We start from the raw sequence: 17,501 nt of genomic DNA, 5'->3' as shown, positions 1-17,501 counted from the left end.
CGTCGTCTGCTGGAACTGACCGAGTTCTGGCCCGGAAGCATCACAGCTCGACCGTCCAGTGCGGCTCGCAACGAGCCTCCGGCAAGCGTTCGCCCAGTCCGGCCAGGCCGCCTGACGCCGACCGGAACGCGGGAGGGGGTGAAGCTCAGTCGCGGGCGGTTTTGCCGGGGAGGGCGAGCATTCGGTCGAGGGCAACCTTGGCGTAGTGCTGGGTGTCGGCGTCCACCTTGATGGGGTTGACGACGTGACCGGCTACGAGGTTCTCCAGGGCCCAGACGAAGTGCGGGAGGTCGATGCGGTTCATCGTGGCGCAGTAGCAGACCGTCTTGTCGAGGAAGACGATGTTCTTGTCGGTGTGCTGCTTCGCGAGGCGCTGGACCAGGTTGAGCTCGGTGCCGACGGCCCACGACGTACCGGGTTCGGCGGTTTCCAGGGCATTGATGATGTACTCCGTGGAGCCGACCTGATCCGCCTTCGTGACCACCTCGTGGCGGCACTCGGGGTGGACGATCACGTTCACGCCGGGGACCCGCGAGCGGACGTCGTCGACCGATTCGGGGGTGAACCGGCCGTGCACCGAGCAGTGCCCGCGCCACAGGATCATCTTCGCGGCCGCGAGCTGCTCGTTCGTGAGGCCGCCGTTCGGCTTGTGCGGGTCGTAGACCACGCAGTCGTCGAGCGACAGTCCCAGCTGCAGTACGGCGGTGTTGCGGCCGAGGTGCTGATCCGGGAGGAAGAGCACCTTCTCGCCCTGCTCGAACGCCCAGTTGAGCGCGGTCTCCGCGTTGCTCGACGTACACACGACGCCGCCGTTGCGGCCGCAGAACGCCTTGATGTCGGCGCTGGAGTTCATGTAGGTGACCGGCACCGTCACGTCCGCGACGCCGGCGTCGGCGAGCGCGTCCCACGCGGCCTCGACCTGCTGGATGCGCGCCATGTCCGCCATCGAGCAGCCGGCCGCGAGGTCCGGCAGGATCACCGTCTGCTCGTCGTTGGTGAGGATGTCCGCGGACTCCGCCATGAAGTGCACACCGCAGAACACGATGTACGGCGCGTCCGGGCGGGCCGCCGCGTCGCGGGCGAGCTTGAACGAGTCACCGGTGACGTCCGCGAACTGGATCACCTCGTCGCGCTGGTAGTGGTGCCCGAGCACGAACACCTGGTCACCGAGCGCCGCCTTCGCCTTCAGCGCCCGCTCGACCAGGTCCGGGTCGGACGCCGGCGGGAGCGCGCCCGGGCACTCGACACCGCGCTCGGAGTGCGGGTCGGTGTTCTGCCCGAGGAACAGCAACGGAAGGGACTTCGAGCCGTCTGCGATCGTCGTCACGTCAGATATCGTCGCACGCCGATCGCGGTGCGCCGCGTGGGGCACGTCACTGCTCAGAGTGTGAAATCAGTACAGTCCTGGTGTGAAGATCGCGGGGCTGGTGCTCGCCGCGGGGGCCGGGCGGCGGATGGGTACGCCGAAAGCGCTCGTCCGGGACGCTGACGGGGTGACGTGGGTGGTCCGTACGTCCCGTCTACTCACCGAGGCCGGCTGCTCGCCCGTTGTCGTGGTCGTGGGAGCGTCCGCGGATCAGGTGCGCGCGGAACTGTCCGACGAGCCGGTCGAGGTTGTCGAGGCAACCGATTGGGACGAGGGGATGGGGGCGTCCCTCCGTGCGGGCCTTCGCTCAACTGACACGTTGTCGGACGCGGTACTCGTGGCGACGGTGGACGTGCCGGGGCTGACGGCGGCCGCTGTACGGCGGGTTGCGGACCGCGTCGGCGAGGACGCTCTGGTGCGGGCGACGTACCGGGGTGTGCCGGGGCATCCGGTGCTGATCGGGCGGGCGCATTGGGACGGGGTGATCGCGTCGGCGCGGGGCGACGAGGGGGCTCGGGGCTACCTGCGGGAACACGAGGTGGTCCTGGTCGAGTGCGGGGATGTGGGTGACGGGGAGGACGTCGACACGGTCGGGGAGCTCCCGCCGGGGCACGGGTGAGGGTTGGCAACCGTGGGAAGTGGGTGAATGCTGAAGGAGTGAGTGCCGTCGGCTCGGCGGCTGAGCTTGCCGAGTGTCTGCGGGCGACCGGGTATCTAGCCGGAGAGGGCTTGGCCACGGTCGGGTATCTCGCGCTCGCGCTGCATCGCCCGTTGCTGCTGGAAGGCGAGCCGGGCACCGGCAAGACCTCGCTCGCGGGCGCCATCGCCGAGGCGCTCGACCTGGACCTGATCCGGCTGCAGTGCTACGAGGGCATCGACGCCTCGCAGGCGCTCTACGACTGGGACTTTCCGCGCCAGATCCTGCATCTGCGCACCGTCGAGGCGACCAGTTCCGACGCGGCGGTCGAAGAGGTCGAGAAGAGCCTTTTCGACGAACGGTTCCTGCTGTCCCGTCCGGTACTGCGGGCCCTCCGCGAAAGTCCAGCCGTACTGCTCGTCGACGAGATCGACCGTGCCGACGACGAGTTCGAGGCGTTCCTGCTCGAGGTGCTTTCGACGTACGAGGTGACGATTCCGGAGCTCGGCACGATCACCGCTGAGGTGCCGCCGATCGTCGTGCTGACCTCGAACCGGACCCGCGAGGTGCATGACGCGCTCAAGCGACGGTGCCTGTACCACTGGATCGACCATCCGGGTCTGGCACGCGAGATCGAGATCGTCCGGACCCGGCTGCCTGCGGTGTCCGCGCGGCTTGCCGAGCAGGTCACTCGATCGGTGCAGCGGATGCGTGAGCTCGATCTGCTCAAGCCGCCCGGTGTCGCGGAAACGCTCGACTGGGCGCGCGCGCTCGATGCGCTCGGCGCCGATGTACTCGATGTCGAGACGGCAGCCGCGACCCTCGGGGCGGTCCTCAAGTACCGCGAGGACACCGACCGCGTCCGCGAATCCCTCGACCGCCTGCTGGCGAGCTGAGACCCCAATGGCAGCTCCAGATCTGGCGCTTGCAGGGTTTGCTACTGCGCTTCGGCACGCCGGACTTGCGGTCACGGCCGATCGGGTGCACCTCTTCCTGCAAGCCGTTGCTTCTCTCGACGCCACCCTGACCGCGGACGTGTACTGGGCCGGCCGCGCCGCACTCTGCAGCGGCCCCGACGACACCGCGAGGTACGACGAGGTGTTCGCGGCCTGGTTCACCGGCGACCGATCGCGCGGCGTCGTCCCGAGCCGCACCCCACAGCCCTCCGTTCAGGCCAACCTCGGCGAAGGCGCCGACGAGACCGAGGGCGACCACACTCTCAACGTCTCCGCCAGTACGACGGAAGTCCTCAGGCACCGCGACGTCGCCGAACTGTCGGCCGCCGACCGCGCCGAACTCGCCCGCCTCTTCGGGACCCTCCGCCCGCAGACCCCGATGCGCCGCGCGAATCGTCGCCGCCCGTCCCATCGCGGCGAGATCGACCCGCGCCGCACGTTGCGTGCCCAACTGCGCCAGGTCGGCGAACCGGGCCGTGTCCGCTACCGCCGCCGGAGCGTCCGGCCGCGGCGCGTCGTCGTACTGATCGATGTCTCCGGCTCCATGCGCCCGTACGCCGACAGTCTGCTGCGGCTCGCGCACGTGATGGTCCAGCAGGCGCCGCGGTCGGTCGAGGTCTTCACGATCGGCACGCGGCTCACCCGCGTCACCCCGGCCCTGCGGCGCCGCGATCCTGAGTTCGCGTTGCGGTTGGCGGGGGACGTCGTACCGGACTGGTCGGGTGGGACACGGCTGGGGGAGGTGCTGAAGGTGTTCCTGGATCGCTGGGGTCAACGCGGTACGGCGCGACGGGCCGTCGTCGTGGTGTGCAGTGACGGGTGGGAGCGCGGCGACGCGTCGCTGCTCGGTGCGCAACTGCAGCGGCTGGCCGGGTTGGCGCATCGGGTGGTGTGGCTGAATCCGCATCGCGGCAAGCGGGGATACGAGCCGGTGCAGGCCGGGATCGTCGCCGTACTGCCGCACCTGGACGACCTCGTTGCCGGGCACAGCTTGGCCAGCTTCGCCGAACTCCTGGAGGTGGTGGCGGATGCGTGACGTGCTCGACAAGTTGCTGGCGTGGTGGCAGGCCGGCGAATCGGTTGCCGTTGGCACCGTTGTCGCGACGTTCGACTCGGCACCCCGGCCGCCGGGTGCGGTGATGCTGGTCGGCCCTGAGCTGGAGGTGGTCGGCAGCGTGTCGGGCGGGTGCGTCGAGGGCGCGGTGTACCAGCTCGGCGAGGAGATCCTCGAGTCGGGCGAGCCCGTGCTGCAGCGGTACGGCGTGAGCGACGAGTCGGCGTTCGCGGTCGGACTCACCTGCGGCGGCATCATCGACGTGTTCGTCGAGAAGGTTGACCGTACGACGTTCCCGGAACTGGCGGAGGTCGCAGCGGACATCGCCGACGGCCGCCCGGTCGCGGTCGCGACGGTCGTCGCACATCCCGACCCGAAGAGGGTCGGCCGCCGCCTGATCATCCGTCCAGAGCCGACCACCGAGACCCCGACGCCGAGAGCTAGCACTGCTAGCGCGGAGGCGAGCGGCGCTGGGGCGGGTGCGGCGGCGCGGGGAAGTCTTGGGTCGGATCGGGCTGATGATGCGGTGCTAGATGATGCGCGTGGATTGTTGGCAAACGGACGATCGGAGACGTTGGAGTACGGGCCGGACGGGCAGCGGCGGGGAGAAGGGATGCGGGTCTTCGTGTCGTCGTACGCGCCGGTGCCGCGGATGCTGGTGTTCGGGGCGATCGACTTCGCGGCGGCGGTCGCGCGGCTCGGGTCGTTCCTCGGGTACCGCGTGACCGTGTGCGACGCGCGGGCGGTGTTCGCCACCGCGTCGCGGTTCCCGTCCGCGGACGACGTGGTCGTGGACTGGCCGCACCGGTACCTGTCCGGTGAGGTGGCGGCCGGCCGGATCGACGACCGGACGGTGATCTGCGTACTGACGCATGACCCGAAGTTCGACGTACCGCTGCTGGAGGTCGCGTTGCGGCTGCCGCAGGTCGCCTACATCGGCGCGATGGGATCGCGGCGTACGCACGACGACCGGCTGAAGCGGTTGCGGGAGGCCGGGCTGACCGAGGAAGAGGTGGCGCGACTCGCGAGCCCGATCGGTCTGGACCTCGGCGCGCGGACACCGGAGGAGACCGCGGTGAGCATCGCCGCCGAGATCATCGCCCAGCGGTGGGGTGGCGCCGGGCAACGACTCTCCGCGGCAGCGGGGCCGATCCACCACTGATCAGCACTGACCGACTCTTGTGGTCCACATCACAACAGGAGCAGGATCAAAAGTACGGCGATTGCTGACATCTGGAGGCGGGGCGATGACCCGGATCACGGTCAAGGTCGACGGAAGCAGCTTCACCGACGAGGTGGAGCCGCGCACGCTGCTCGTGCTGTATCTGCGCGAGCAACTGGGGAAGACGGGCACTGTGGTCGGCTGCGACACCGGCAACTGCGGCGCCTGCACGGTTCACCTGGACGGGCGGAGTGTGAAGTCCTGCTCGTTGCTCGCGGTCCAGGCCGACGGTCATGAGATCACCACCATCGAAGGGCTCGCGACGAACGGCGAGCTGCACCCGATGCAGCAGGCCTTCCACGAGAACCACGCCTTGCAGTGCGGATACTGCACGCCAGGCATGATCATGCAATCCATCGATCTGATTGCAGACAATCCGAATCCGAGCGACGAGGACATCCGGCACGGGCTCGAGGGCAACCTCTGCCGCTGCACCGGCTACCAGAACATCGTCAAGGCCGTCCAGGCGGCAGCAGCTGCGGCACCCGCAGCACCCGCAGCAGCCCAGCACAGCGCGGTCGGAGGTGCGCAATGACCGCCACCGAGGAACGCCCGGCGACCGAGATCGGCGCCTCGCGCCGGCGCAAGGAGGACGCCCGGCTGATCACCGGCCGGACCCGCTGGACCGACAACATCGTGCTGCCCGGCCTGCAGCACCTCGCGATGGTGCGCAGCCCGTTCGCGCACGCCCGGATCACGGCGATCGACACCGAGGCGGCCAAGGCGGCGTCCGGTGTCGTTGCCGTGATCACCGGTGCCGACATCGCCGACGAGCAGGGCGCGCTGCCGAACGCGTGGGCCGTCATCCCCGACCAGAAGGCGCCCGTGCATCCGTCGATGGCGGTCGACCACGTCGCGTTCGCCGGTGAGATCGTCGCGATGGTCATCGCCCGTACTGCGGCCGAGGCGAACGACGCCGCCGACCTCGTCGACGTCGACTACGAGGAGCTCGAACCAGCCCTCGAACTCAAGGCGGCCGCCCGCGACGAGGTGATCGCGCATCCGGACCTCGGGACGAACGTGTCCGCGGTGTGGTCGTACGACTCGGCCGAGTCGGGCACCGGTGGCGACGTCGAGGCGGCGATCGGGGCCGCCCGCGACGGCGGCATCGTGATCGAGAAGGAGTTCCGCCAGCAGCGCCTGATCCCGGCGTTCATGGAGCCGCGGTCGATTGTCGTCGATCCGACAACTGAACAGATGACCGTCTGGTCATCGACCCAGGTACCGCATTTCGTGAAGATCTTCATCGCGCTCGTGCTCGGCATCCCCGAGAGCAAGATCCGGGTGATCGCACCGGACGTCGGCGGCGGTTTCGGCGGCAAGCTGCAGTTCACCCCGGAGGAAGTACTCACGGTCATCGCGGCCCGGCGTACCGGGAAGCCCTGTAAATACACCGAAACCAGGTCCGAGTCGTTGATGGTCGCGCACCACGGCCGGGACCAGTGGCAGCAGGTCACGCTGGCCGCGAACGCCGACGGCACGGTCACCGGGCTGAAGGTCGAGCTGATCGCCGACATGGGCGCGTACCTCGGCCTGGTCACGTCGGCGATCCCGCTGCTCGGGGCCTTCATGTACAACGGGATCTACAAGTTCCCGGCGTACCACCTGGGCATCACCAACGTGTTCACGAACAAGACGTGGACCGATGCGTACCGCGGCGCCGGCCGCCCCGAGGCGACGTACGCGATCGAGCGGCTGATGGACGAGCTCGCCGCCCGGGTCGGCGTCGACGCTCTCGAGATCCGCGAGCGGAACTGGATCAAGCACGAGGAGTTCCCGTTCTCGACGGTGTCCGGGCTGCGGTACGACTCCGGCAACTACGAGGCCGCGACCGCGAAGGCGCGCCAGCTGTTCGGGTACGACGACCTGCGGGCCGAGCAACGCAAGCGGCGCGAGTCCGGCGACCCGGTGCAGCTCGGGATCGGCATCTCGACGTTCACCGAGATGTGCGGCCTGGCCCCGTCGCGGTGGCTCGGTTCGATGGGGTACGTCGGCGGTGGCTGGGAGCACGCCGCGGTACGGATGCTGCCGACCGGGAAGGTCGAGGTCGTCACCGGGACGAGTCCGCACGGCCAGGGACACGAGACCGCGTGGAGCCAGCTGGTCGCGGACCGGCTGGGCGTGGCGTTCGAGGATGTCGAGGTACTGCACGGAGACACGCAGGTCGCCGTACGCGGGCTGGACACGTACGGGTCGCGGTCGCTGGCCGTCGGCGGCATGGCGGTGCTGGCCGCCGCGGACAAGGTGATCGAGAAGGCGAAGCCGATCGCGGCGCAGCTGCTGGAGGCGAACGCGGACGACCTCGACTTCAGCGGCGGACGGTACGGCGTGCGCGGGACCGACGCCGGGATGACGATGGCCGAGCTCGCGTTCGCGGTCTTCCAGGGGCACAAGCTGGACGGCTCGGCCGAAGCGTGCCTGGACGCCGACGCGACTCTCGACCCGGACGACTTCTCGTTCCCGCACGGCACGCATCTGTGCGCGGTCGAGGTCGACACCGAGACCGGTGCGACGAAGATCCGCTCGTACGTCTGCGTCGACGATGTCGGCGTGGTGGTGAACCCGATGATCGTCGAGGGGCAGGTGCACGGCGGTCTCGCACAGGGCATCGCGCAAGCGCTGTTCGAGGAGGCGGTGCACGACGAGGGCGGGACGCTGGTCACCGGGTCGTTCGACCAGTACCTGGTGCCGGGGGCGCCGGATCTACCGGCGTTCGAGACGGCGCGGACCGAGACGCCCGCGACGACGAACCAGTTGGGCGTGAAGGGCGTCGGCGAGGCCGGGACCATCGCGTCGACGCCGGCTGTCGTCAATGCGATTGTCGACGCGTTGCGGCCGCTCGGGGTCACGGATGTGCAGATGCCGTGTACTCCGTACCGGGTCTGGAAGGCGATCCAGCAAGGTGCCCAGGAAGGTGCCCAGCAGAAGGAGGCGCGGTCATGATTCCGGCGGCGTTCGAGTACTTCAGCCCGACGAGCGTGGACGAGGCGCTCGGGTTGCTGCGCGAGCACGACGACGCGAAGGTGCTGGCGGGCGGGCAGAGCCTGATGCCGGCGCTGCGGTTGCGGCTGGCGGCCCCTGAGGTGATTGTCGACATTCAGAAGATCGACGAGCTGCACGGCGTGCGGGACGACGGCGACGCGCTGGTGATCGGCGCGATGACTCCGCACAGTACGGTGCAGTCGGATCCGCTGGTCAGTGAGCACGCTCGGCTGATTTCGTTGGCCACGGCAACGGTCGGGGATCCGCAGGTCCGGCACCGCGGGACGTTCGGCGGGTCGCTGGCGCATGCGGATCCGGCGGCGGACCTGCCCGCGGTCGCGGTCGCGCTGGACGCGTCGTTCGTGATCGCCGGGGCGGACGGCCGGCGTACGGTGCCCGCCACGGAGTTCTTCCAGGGCATGTTCAGTACGGCGGTCGGCGAGGACGAGTTGCTGGTCGAGGTCCGGGTGCCGAAGTACACCGGGTGGGGCGCGCACTACGAGAAGTTCAACCGGGTCGCGCAGGCCTGGTCGATCGTCTCGGTCGCGGCCGCGGTACGGCTGGACGGCGACTCGATCGCGGAAGCGCGGGTCGGTCTCGGCAACATGGGCCCGGCCCCGGTCCGGGCGACTGCGGTCGAGGCTGCGCTGGTGGGGCAGCCCGCGACCGCGGAGGCCGTTCGCGAGGCTGCGGCGCGGGCGGCGGACGGGACGTCACCGGGGAGCGACCTCAACGGTGACGCGGACTACCGGCGACATCTCGCCACGGTGCTCACCCGGCGGGCGGTCCTGGCCGCGGCAGGTACGGCGTGAAGCTCGAGCACAGGTTCGTCGTACCGGCGCCCGTGGAGGAGACCTGGGCCGCGTTCAACGACCTCGAACGGGTGGTGCCGTGTTTCCCCGGCGCCACCCTGGCGACGCACGAGGGTGACGAATTCACCGGCTCGTGCAAGGTCAAGCTCGGGCCGGTGTCGCTGCAGTACAACGGCACCGGCACGTTCCTCGAGCGGGACGAGTCCGACCATCACGCCGTGATCGAGGCCAAGGGCAAGGACAAGCGCGGCAACGGTACGGCGACGGCTCGGGTCACCGCCCGCCTGACCGGCACGGACTCCGGGGTCACCGAGGTCGCCGTCGACACAGACCTCACGATCACCGGCCGCCCGGCCCAGTTCGGCCGCGGACTGATCCAGGACGTGTCCGACAAACTCCTGGCCCAGTTCACCGCCTGCCTGACCACCAAGCTGAGCACGGCTGCCGAAGAACCCCCGGCGGCAACCGAGCCTTCCGCACAGCAGTCATCGCCAACCAGCGCCCCACCGGACACCGACGCTGTCCCGCTGGACCTCGGCACCACACTCGTCCCCGCCCTGGCGCGCCGCGCAGCCCCCTACCTGATCGGAGCCACCCTGGCCCTACTCCTCCGCCGCCTGCTCCGCCGCTGACGGGAGTCAGCCGAGCAGCCCTTCGCGGCACGCCCGGTCCGCGCGCCGCGTCGTCTCCGGCAACCGATAACGCGGCGCCAGTCGCAGCACGTGATCGATCGCGGTCTCCAACCGCACTCGATGCCCCACCGACACATACACCGGCTTCACCCCGTCCTGCGTCCGCACCGCAGCACCGACAACCTCCCCGCCATCGACCAGCTCAGCCCACGCGCCGCGCTCCTCCGCGAGCTCGCGATGCGTCCCGACGAACGTCGTCTTCGCGGCACCGATCGCCGGCAGCTTCGTGAGTACGCCGAGGTGACACGCCAGACCGAACCGCCGCGGATGCGCGATCCCGTGCCCGTCGCACACCAGCAGTTCCGGCGTGATCGTGAGCTGTTCCAGCGCGGCGAGCAAGGCGGGCACCTCGCGGAACGCGAACAAGCCCGGCACATACGGGAACGTCGTCACACCATTCACGACCGCGCGATCAACCTCCGCGAGCGTCTCCCGATCCAGTACCACGACAGCGGCCGCCAGCCGGTCACCGTCGTACGCGACGTCGAGGCCGGCGACGTACCGCGGTGTCTTGCCGGCGTCCGTGGGTTCGACAAGCCCCCGCAGCTTCTCCTGTACGGCGATCGCCTCGGCCGGTGTGGCCGGCCACTCGGTCACGGGTTGTCCGGGGTGGGAGCGCCGCCGGGCGGCCACTCGACGAGCTCGATGCGGTAGCCGTCCGGGTCGAGCAGCCAAGAGGTTTTCGGGCCGTCGGGACCGCCCGGAAGTTCGGCGGCGCCGGGGTGCAGACCTGCCGCCATGAGGCGGGTGAGGGTGTCGGCGAGTGACTCGACCTCGATCGCGAAGTGCGCGAACCCACCCACCTCGACCGGGCCGTCCGCGGGGCGGTGGACGAGTTCGAGCGACACGGACGGCTCGTCCGGCAAGCGGAGCCAGACCAGGCTGGAGCCGTCCTCGAACGGGATCGTGGCGAGCTTGACGTACCCGACCCCGTCGTAGAAGGCGAGTGAACGCTCGAGGTCGGTCACGCGCAGCGCGAACAGGATTGTCTTCATGCCGAACGATCCAACTGTCCTCTCCAGGCCCCGTCAATCCGCGTGCTCCCTGAGCGCTAACGACAGGAGGTGTCCGGTGATCGCAGGGGGTTTGCGGGCTGCTCAGACGGGCGGTGCGGTGTACGTATATGACTACGTCCTGTCGTTAGGCCCGCCAAGCACGCTGGCGGACTTGGACGGGGCGCCCGACCGGCAGGTGCTGTGAGGGAGGATGTGCGCATGCGGATTCTGATTGCGCCGGACAAGTTCGCGGGGACGCTCACGGCTGTGGAGGCTGCGGCGGCCATCGAGGAAGGGTGGCGGCGCCGGGACCCGGGTGCTGAGGTCCTGGTCGCGCCGATGGCCGACGGTGGTCCAGGGTTCATCGACGTACTGTCCGCGGTGGTCGACGGGAAGCTGCTGTCGGTCACTGTGCGCGGTCCACTCGGCGAGGAGACTCCGGCGACGGTGCTGCTGGCAGGGGAGACGGCGTACATCGAGACCGCGCAGGCGTGCGGGCTGCACCTGGTGGAGCCGAAGCAGCGGCGTCCTGAGGAGGCCAGCACGTACGGGGTCGGGCAGCTGATCACAGCAGCCGTGGACGCCGGAGCGAAGCGGATCATCCTCGGCCTCGGAGGCTCGGGAACAAACGATGCCGGCGCAGGTCTGCTCGCCGCGCTCGGTGCGACCGCGGAGTCCGGTCAGCTGGACAGCGGAGCCGCGGGCCTGGCTGGGCTGGGGTCCGTGGATCTGGGGCCGGCTCGGGAGCGGGTCGCGGGGGTCGAGTTCGTTGCGGCCAGTGATGTGGAGAACCCGATGCTGGGGTTGCGGGGTGCGACGAATGTGTTCGGGTCGCAGAAGGGGATCTCGGACGAGCGCAAGCCGGAGGTCGACGGTTGGCTGACGCACTTCGCGGAGCTGGCCGACCGGAAGACCGCGGACAAGAAGGGTGCGGGTGCCGCGGGCGGGCTCGGGTACGCGCTGCTGCTGCTCGGCGCCGAGCGGGTCTCCGGGATCGATCTGGTCGCGGAACTGACCGGGCTCAAGCAGAAGGCGTCGCAGGTCGATCTGGTCATCAGCGGTGAAGGGGCCTTCGACTTCCAGTCCCGCGACGGCAAGGTGATCGCGGGCGTTGCGAAGATCGCGAACGACGCGATGCGCCCCTGCGTCGTACTCGCGGGCAAGGTCCTGATCGGCTCCCGGGAGATGCGTTCGATGGGTGTCGAGTCGGCGTACGCGCTGGTCGACGCGGTCGGCGAGGACCAGGCGTTCGCGGATCCGCACGGCTCACTGGCCGCGGTCGCGGAGCGTGTCGCCCGCACCTGGGCCCGGTGACCACCCTCTGACGGGGTAGTTGATCTGCGAAATTGGTGTGCGACCATGGGAATGAGCGCGGGTCGGGTGATGTTGGCCTGTGTTGACAAGAGACTTCCGTGCCGACGCAGCTGTACGTCGGCACTTGAGCAGATGACTGGAGTCAGGAATGACTGAAGCGCAGACCGAGCAGGCCGTTGCCACGGGTGTTCTCCTCACCGACGGGGCCGCCGCCAAGGTGAAGGCGCTGCTCGACCAGGAAGGCCGCGACGACCTCGCGCTCCGGGTCGCCGTGCAGCCGGGTGGGTGCTCCGGGCTGCGGTACCAGCTGTTCTTCGACGAGCGTCAGCTCGACGGCGACGTGGTGGCCGACTTCGGTGGTGTGAGTGTCGTCACCGACCGGATGAGCGCTCCGTACCTCAAGGGTGCGTCGATCGACTTCGTCGACACCATCGAGAAGCAGGGTTTCACCATCGACAACCCGAACGCCACCGGCTCCTGCGCCTGCGGCGACTCGTTCAACTGAGCTGACCCCGAAGCCCCTGGCCGCCGGCAGGCGACCAGGGGCTTCGGCATGTCCAGACTTCCGTAGCGATCGTTCCAATGTGTGAATCCAACGCTTGTTGGGTACGGATCGGCCCCGTGTGGGAAGGTGCTGATCGACCTCAACGCGCAGGTCGACGTCGACGGACGTGTGCCCGCCGACGTCGCCATGGACTGGTTGGTGAAGGAGGGGTTCGTCAGCCGTGACTGACGCTCTCCTCCCGGGCGCGCCTCGGGAGTAGGTACGACACCGCGAGGCTGACGACGAACAGCCCGATCGCGACCAGGACCGAGGCTTTGGTCGCACCCAGGAAGGCGTGGGTCGGCAGCAGTTGAAAGAACACAGTGCCGATCACGGCGACTCCGATCGCACCGCCGTACTGCTGCATGGCGGTCAATACGCCGGACGCCGATCCCGCGGCCTGGTCGTCGATCGAGGCCAGGATGATGTCGAACAGCGGCGCGAACACCATGCCGGCGCCGATGCCGGTGGCCAGCGTTGCCGGGACCAGGTTCCAGATCGTGGTCGCGTCGCCGTGCGTGTGCAGGGTGAACCACACGCCGACCATCGCGACCGTCATCACCGCGATGCCGAGCTGCAGCGCCTTGCGGCCGAGCTTCGGGGCGAGCAGGCCCGCGGACAGCGGCGCGCCGATCGCGATCCCGAGCGAGAACGGCACCATCGCGAGGCCCGCCTTCAGCGGGCTGTAGTGCAGGCCGAGCTGGGTGAACAGGTTGAAGACCAACATGAAGCCGTTCATCGCGAGGAAGAACGTGGTGATGACGCCGAGGCCGGCGACGTACCCGCGGTTGCGGAACAGCGACGGGTCGATGACCGGGTTGCCGGACCGGCGCTCCCGCCAGCCGAACAGCGCGAAGACCGCGACCGAGGAGGTCAACATCAGGATTGTCCACAACGGCCAGCCGAGCTCGCGACCTTGCACCAGCGGGTAGATCAGCAGGCCGGAGGCGAGGCTGACCAGGATCACGCCGATGGCGTCCAGCCGGGACGCTCCGGGGGTCTTGACCTCGGGCATGAAGCGCAGCGCGCCCGCCAGGGCGGCGATCCCGATCGGGACGTTGATGAAGAAGATCGTCCGCCAGCCGGCGTCGAACCAGTTCGCGTCGATCAGTACGCCGGCCAGGATCGGGCCGGCGACTGCGGACAGTCCCATCACCGGGCCGAACATCGCGAACGCCTTGCCGATCTCGTCCGGCGGGAAGATCGACTTCAGGATCGCGAAGCCCTGCGGGATCATCACCGCGCCGAGGAGGCCCTGCGCGACCCGGCTGCCGATCAGCAACTCCGGGCTGGTGGCCAGCCCGCAGACCGCGGACGCGATCGTGAACCCGAGGGCGCCGATCACGAACAGCCGCCGGCGGCCGACCAGGTCTCCGAGCCGGCCGAAGGTGACCAGCCCGATCGCAAAGGCCAGCGTGTAGCCGGCCAGCATCCACTGCATGGCCGATTCGGAGCCGCCGAGGTCCGCCCGGATCGACGGAGCAGCAATGTTGACAATCGTCGCGTCGACAAGATCCATGATCTCGGCGACGAGGATGGTGGCGACCACGAGCCAGCGCCAGCGGTACGGCGTACCGCGTGGGGTGGGCGTGGTGTCGGGTGAGGTCTGTACGGCGGTGGCGCTCATAGGTGGCTCCTTTGGGTCAACTGAGGTCTTGATTTGGCGAACGGTGTTCGTTGACGAACACTGTTCTATGCTCGAACGGTGTTCCCGTCAAGTACGGCGTTCGCTACAGTGGTTCGTATGACCCAATCGCCGTGGCAGCCGATCAGTCCCTCCAAGCCCGTGCGTCCGGCCAAGGAGCCGCTGAACCGGGAGCGGATTGTCGACACTGCCCTGCGGGTGATGGTCGACCAGGGGTACGAGGCGGTTTCGATGCGCAAGATTGCGCAGGAACTGCACACCGGTCCCGCCTCGCTGTACGCGCATGTCGCGAACAAGAAGGAGCTCGATCAGCTCCTGGTAGACCGCGCCGCCCAGGCGATGAACCTGCCCTCGCCGCCGGATCCCGAGCGCTGGCAGGAGCAGCTGAAGGAAGCGATGCGCGAGATGCTGCGCGCGATGCGGACGATGCCCGGTGTGGCGCGGGCCGCGATCGGAGCCGTGCCGCTGGGGGAGGCCGCGCTGCGTACCACCGAGTGTCTGCTCGGCATCCTCAAGGCCGGCGGGCTGCCGGATCAGGCCGTCGCTTGGGCGGTCGACCTGATCCCGCTGTACGTGACTGCTGTGGCGTTCGAGGAGAACGTGCAACGGGCGGACGAGTGGAGCCCCGAGGATATCGAGCGGTTCCTCGACGGGTTGCGGTCCTACTTCGCCTCGCTGCCGGCCGACCGGTTCCCGCTCACGATGGCGCTCGCAGGCCCATTGACGGCCGGCGCTGCGGGCGATGACCGGTTCGAGTTCGGCATTGCGGTGATCACAGCCGGCCTCGCCTCACTCGCCGAGCTGCACTGAACGGCACCGAACAGCACCGAATGAACCGAGCGGCTGAGCGGCGCCGAGCGGAACTGAATGACACCGAGGGGCTGAGCGGCGCCGAGGGGCTGAGCCGCGCCGAGGGGCTGAGCCGCGCCGAGGGGCTGAGCCGCGCCGAGGGGCTGAGTGGCACCGAGGGGCTGAGTGGCACCGAGGGCTGAGTGGCGCCGAGGGGCTTCGGTGCTGAATGGAACTGAGCGGCGCCGAGGGACTCCGGCGCTGAACGGACCGAGCGGCACCGAGCGACGCCGAGGGACTCCGGCACTAACGGACCGAGCGGCCCCGAGTGGCGGTCAATGGAGTTGGTGCGGCGTTGAAGCGGGCTTGAACGATTTGGCGTGATCGAGCGGTAGTGATCGCTTGTGGTTCACGATTGCACATGGCTAACCTTCGGATTGTCAACAAAACTACGACCTGATCCCGTGGGGCGTGTGGATTGTCTGCGGGTGGGCACTCGGGTCAGGCCGTATGACGACAGGAGGAAACCGTGGACTCCGAGATCCCGCCGCCTGCGAGCGCCGAGCCTCCGCAGGGTGAACGCGCCCAGGACCGGCCGCCTGTGACCACGACCGAACAGGAGCAGCCGCCCGGAGTGCTCAGGAAAGCGATCGCCGCCTCGGCGATCGGGAACGCGACCGAGTGGTTCGACTACGGCATCTACGCCTACGGCGTGACGTACATCTCGGCCGCGATCTTCCCGGGCGACACCGAGAGCCAGACCCTGCTGGCGCTGATGACGTTCGCCGTCTCGTTCCTGGTCCGCCCGCTCGGCGGCCTGGTCTGGGGCCCGCTCGGCGACCGGCTCGGCCGCAAGCACGTGCTGGCGATCACGATCCTGATGATGTCCGGCGCGACACTGCTCGCCGGTCTGGTCCCCTCGTACGACTCGATCGGGCTCTGGGCGCCGATCCTGCTCGTCCTGCTGCGGATGATCCAGGGCTTCTCGACCGGTGGCGAGTACGGCGGCGCTGCGACCTTCATGGCCGAGTACGCGCCGAGCCGCAAGCGCGGGTTCCTCGGGAGCTTCCTGGAGTTCGGGACGCTGGCCGGCTTCTCGCTCGGCGCGCTGCTGATGCTCGGCTTCTCGCTGGTGCTCGGCGACGACGCGATGCACGCCTGGGGCTGGCGGCTGCCCTTCCTGGTCGCCGCACCGCTCGGTCTGGTCGGCGTCTACCTCCGGTCGCGGCTGGAGGACACGCCGGTGTTCCGTGAGCTCGAGGCGAAGGGTCAGAAGGAGCAGGAGACGACGACCCAGTTCAAGGACCTGCTCGCCGTCTACTGGGCCCCGATCCTGAGGCTCGGCGGCATGGTCATCGCGTTGAACGTCGTGAACTACACGCTGCTCACGTACATGCCGACGTACCTCGAGAAAGAGATCGGGCTGAGCGCGGACGAATCGCTGATCGTGCCGATCATCGGAATGTTGACAATGATGATCTTCGTCCCGTTCGCCGGGCGCGCGTCGGACCGGCTCGGCCGCAAGCCACTGTGGTGGGCGTCGCTGGGCGGCCTGTTCGTGTTCGGCGTCCCGATGTTCCTGCTGATGGGGACGAACGTCGCGGGCGCGATCATCGGCTTCGCGGTTCTTGGACTGCTGTACGTGCCGCAGCTCGCGACGATCTCCGCGACGTTCCCGGCGATGTTCCCGACGCATGTCCGGTACGCCGGATTCGCGATCGCGTACAACGTGTCGACGTCGCTGTTCGGCGGTACGGCGCCCGCGGTCAACGACTGGCTGACGTCGAAGCTGGGTGACTCGCTGGTGCCGGCGTACTACATGATGACGGCCTGCGTCGTGGGTGCGCTCGCGCTCGCCAAGGTCCCCGAGACGTCACGGTGCCCGCTCAACGGCACCGAGATCCCGGGCACCGAGGACGCCCCGCCGCCGGTCGCCCTCGAACCGGCCCACGCCAAGGCCTGACCCGCGGATCCGCGCTCTCCGGAAACAATTCGCCACCCAGCGCGAAAAAGTTTCCGGAAAGCGCGGATCCGACCCCGCCAAACCCAGCAGCCGGCCATTCAACCGATGACCCGCCCGATGACTCGCCCGATGACCCGTCCGACGACCCGTCCGACGGCTCAGCCGACGACCTGACCGGCGACCTGACCGACGACCGACCGACGACCGACCGACCGACGACCGACCGACCGACGACCGACCGACGACCGACCGACCGACCGACGACCGACCGGCCGACGACCGACCGACCGACCGACGACCGACCGGCCGACGACCTGACCGGCGACCCGTCGGACGACCTGACCGGCGACCCGTCCGACGACCTGACCGGCGACTCGACCGACGACCGACCGACCGACGACCGACCGACCGACGACCGACCGACCGACGACCGACCGACGACCGACCGACCGACCGACGACCGACCGGCCGACGACCTGACCGGCGACCCGTCGGACGACCTGACCGGCGACCCGTCCGACGACCTGACC

At 69.1% G+C, this 17,501-nt stretch carries 19 protein-coding genes; 14 read left to right on the top strand and 5 right to left on the bottom strand.

All coding sequences use genetic code 11. The features are described from left to right. Window positions 1-145 precede the first annotated feature (145 nt). Window positions 146-1,327 carry a quinolinate synthase NadA gene (gene nadA / locus EV137_RS07485; protein WP_134127391.1) on the bottom strand — a complete coding sequence of 394 codons (1,182 nt, stop codon included), beginning with the start codon at window positions 1,325-1,327 and terminating at the stop codon, window positions 146-148. A gap of 82 nt (window positions 1,328-1,409) precedes the next feature. On the opposite strand from nadA, the gene EV137_RS07480 reads away from it, so the two are divergent. The 8 genes from EV137_RS07480 to EV137_RS07445 all read left to right on the top strand — a co-directional run bounded on the left by EV137_RS07480 (window position 1,410) and on the right by EV137_RS07445 (window position 9,661). Further along, window positions 1,410-1,985: a nucleotidyltransferase family protein gene (locus EV137_RS07480; RefSeq protein WP_166679793.1), complete on the top strand. Its 576-nt coding sequence runs from the start codon at window positions 1,410-1,412 to the stop codon at window positions 1,983-1,985. A 38-nt stretch (window positions 1,986-2,023) separates the two neighbouring features. Then, window positions 2,024-2,899, top strand: a complete 876-nt coding sequence (locus EV137_RS07475; RefSeq protein WP_133999108.1) for an AAA family ATPase — start codon at window positions 2,024-2,026, stop codon at window positions 2,897-2,899. Between the two features lie 7 nt (window positions 2,900-2,906). Continuing rightward, on the top strand, window positions 2,907-3,995 hold the full coding sequence (locus EV137_RS07470) for a vWA domain-containing protein (RefSeq protein ID WP_134127388.1): 1,089 nt from the start codon (window positions 2,907-2,909) through the stop codon (window positions 3,993-3,995). Then, window positions 3,988-5,175, top strand: a complete 1,188-nt coding sequence (locus EV137_RS07465; protein WP_134127386.1) for an XdhC family protein — start codon at window positions 3,988-3,990, stop codon at window positions 5,173-5,175. The genes EV137_RS07470 and EV137_RS07465 overlap by 8 nt, the downstream gene beginning before the upstream one ends. A gap of 85 nt (window positions 5,176-5,260) precedes the next feature. Continuing rightward, window positions 5,261-5,770 (top strand): (2Fe-2S)-binding protein, encoded by a 510-nt coding sequence (locus EV137_RS07460; protein ID WP_134127384.1) that lies wholly within the window; start codon window positions 5,261-5,263, stop codon window positions 5,768-5,770. Then, window positions 5,767-8,178: a xanthine dehydrogenase family protein molybdopterin-binding subunit gene (locus EV137_RS07455; protein WP_134127383.1), complete on the top strand. Its 2,412-nt coding sequence runs from the start codon at window positions 5,767-5,769 to the stop codon at window positions 8,176-8,178. Before EV137_RS07460 ends, EV137_RS07455 begins: the two co-directional genes overlap by 4 nt. Further along, window positions 8,175-9,029: an FAD binding domain-containing protein gene (locus EV137_RS07450; RefSeq protein ID WP_134127381.1), complete on the top strand. Its 855-nt coding sequence runs from the start codon at window positions 8,175-8,177 to the stop codon at window positions 9,027-9,029. Before EV137_RS07455 ends, EV137_RS07450 begins: the two co-directional genes overlap by 4 nt. Further along, the gene (locus tag EV137_RS07445; protein WP_134127379.1) at window positions 9,026-9,661 is read left to right on the top strand and encodes an SRPBCC family protein; all 636 of its coding nucleotides are present in this window, start codon (window positions 9,026-9,028) and stop codon (window positions 9,659-9,661) included. The genes EV137_RS07450 and EV137_RS07445 overlap by 4 nt, the downstream gene beginning before the upstream one ends. 6 nt (window positions 9,662-9,667) lie before the next feature. Here EV137_RS07445 and nfi read toward each other — a convergent pair whose 3' ends face one another. Both nfi and EV137_RS07435 read right to left on the bottom strand, forming a co-directional pair. Next, window positions 9,668-10,318, bottom strand: a complete 651-nt coding sequence (gene nfi / locus EV137_RS07440; protein WP_134127377.1) for a deoxyribonuclease V — start codon at window positions 10,316-10,318, stop codon at window positions 9,668-9,670. After that, a complete protein-coding gene (locus tag EV137_RS07435; protein ID WP_134127375.1) occupies window positions 10,315-10,716 on the bottom strand; it encodes a VOC family protein in 402 nt (133 codons plus the stop codon). Before EV137_RS07435 ends, nfi begins: the two co-directional genes overlap by 4 nt. 219 nt (window positions 10,717-10,935) lie before the next feature. On the opposite strand from EV137_RS07435, the gene EV137_RS07430 reads away from it, so the two are divergent. From EV137_RS07430 to EV137_RS40435, 3 genes are all read left to right on the top strand, one after another. Then, the gene (locus EV137_RS07430) at window positions 10,936-12,030 is read left to right on the top strand and encodes a glycerate kinase family protein (protein ID WP_134127373.1); all 1,095 of its coding nucleotides are present in this window, start codon (window positions 10,936-10,938) and stop codon (window positions 12,028-12,030) included. A gap of 148 nt (window positions 12,031-12,178) precedes the next feature. After that, complete coding sequence (locus EV137_RS07425) at window positions 12,179-12,535, top strand: HesB/IscA family protein (RefSeq protein ID WP_130446795.1); 357 nt, start codon at window positions 12,179-12,181, stop codon at window positions 12,533-12,535. Between the two features lie 81 nt (window positions 12,536-12,616). Continuing rightward, window positions 12,617-12,763 (top strand): hypothetical protein, encoded by a 147-nt coding sequence (locus tag EV137_RS40435; RefSeq protein ID WP_166679730.1) that lies wholly within the window; start codon window positions 12,617-12,619, stop codon window positions 12,761-12,763. Here the strand turns inward: EV137_RS40435 and EV137_RS07420 are convergent. Next, a complete protein-coding gene (locus EV137_RS07420) occupies window positions 12,750-14,201 on the bottom strand; it encodes a DHA2 family efflux MFS transporter permease subunit (RefSeq protein WP_134127371.1) in 1,452 nt (483 codons plus the stop codon). The genes EV137_RS40435 and EV137_RS07420 overlap by 14 nt on opposite strands. Window positions 14,202-14,318: 117 nt before the next feature. Between EV137_RS07420 and EV137_RS07415 the strand changes: the two genes are divergently transcribed. The 3 genes from EV137_RS07415 to EV137_RS07410 all read left to right on the top strand — a co-directional run bounded on the left by EV137_RS07415 (window position 14,319) and on the right by EV137_RS07410 (window position 16,971). Then, window positions 14,319-15,029: a TetR/AcrR family transcriptional regulator gene (locus EV137_RS07415; RefSeq protein ID WP_134127369.1), complete on the top strand. Its 711-nt coding sequence runs from the start codon at window positions 14,319-14,321 to the stop codon at window positions 15,027-15,029. Window positions 15,030-15,049: 20 nt separating this feature from the next. After that, window positions 15,050-15,211 carry a hypothetical protein gene (locus EV137_RS40430; RefSeq protein WP_166679729.1) on the top strand — a complete coding sequence of 54 codons (162 nt, stop codon included), beginning with the start codon at window positions 15,050-15,052 and terminating at the stop codon, window positions 15,209-15,211. Window positions 15,212-15,537: 326 nt separating this feature from the next. Further along, a complete protein-coding gene (locus EV137_RS07410; protein ID WP_238175150.1) occupies window positions 15,538-16,971 on the top strand; it encodes an MFS transporter in 1,434 nt (477 codons plus the stop codon). Between the two features lie 158 nt (window positions 16,972-17,129). Here the strand turns inward: EV137_RS07410 and EV137_RS40425 are convergent. Further along, on the bottom strand, window positions 17,130-17,501 hold a 372-nt coding region (locus tag EV137_RS40425; protein WP_202870834.1), incomplete at its 5' end, for a hypothetical protein.

It is taken from the genome of Kribbella pratensis (genome assembly GCF_004366075.1).
Classification (GTDB): domain Bacteria; phylum Actinomycetota; class Actinomycetes; order Propionibacteriales; family Kribbellaceae; genus Kribbella; species Kribbella pratensis.
The sequence above is the reverse complement of the archived record's forward strand: the minus strand, read 5'-3'. Positions and strand labels throughout refer to the sequence as shown.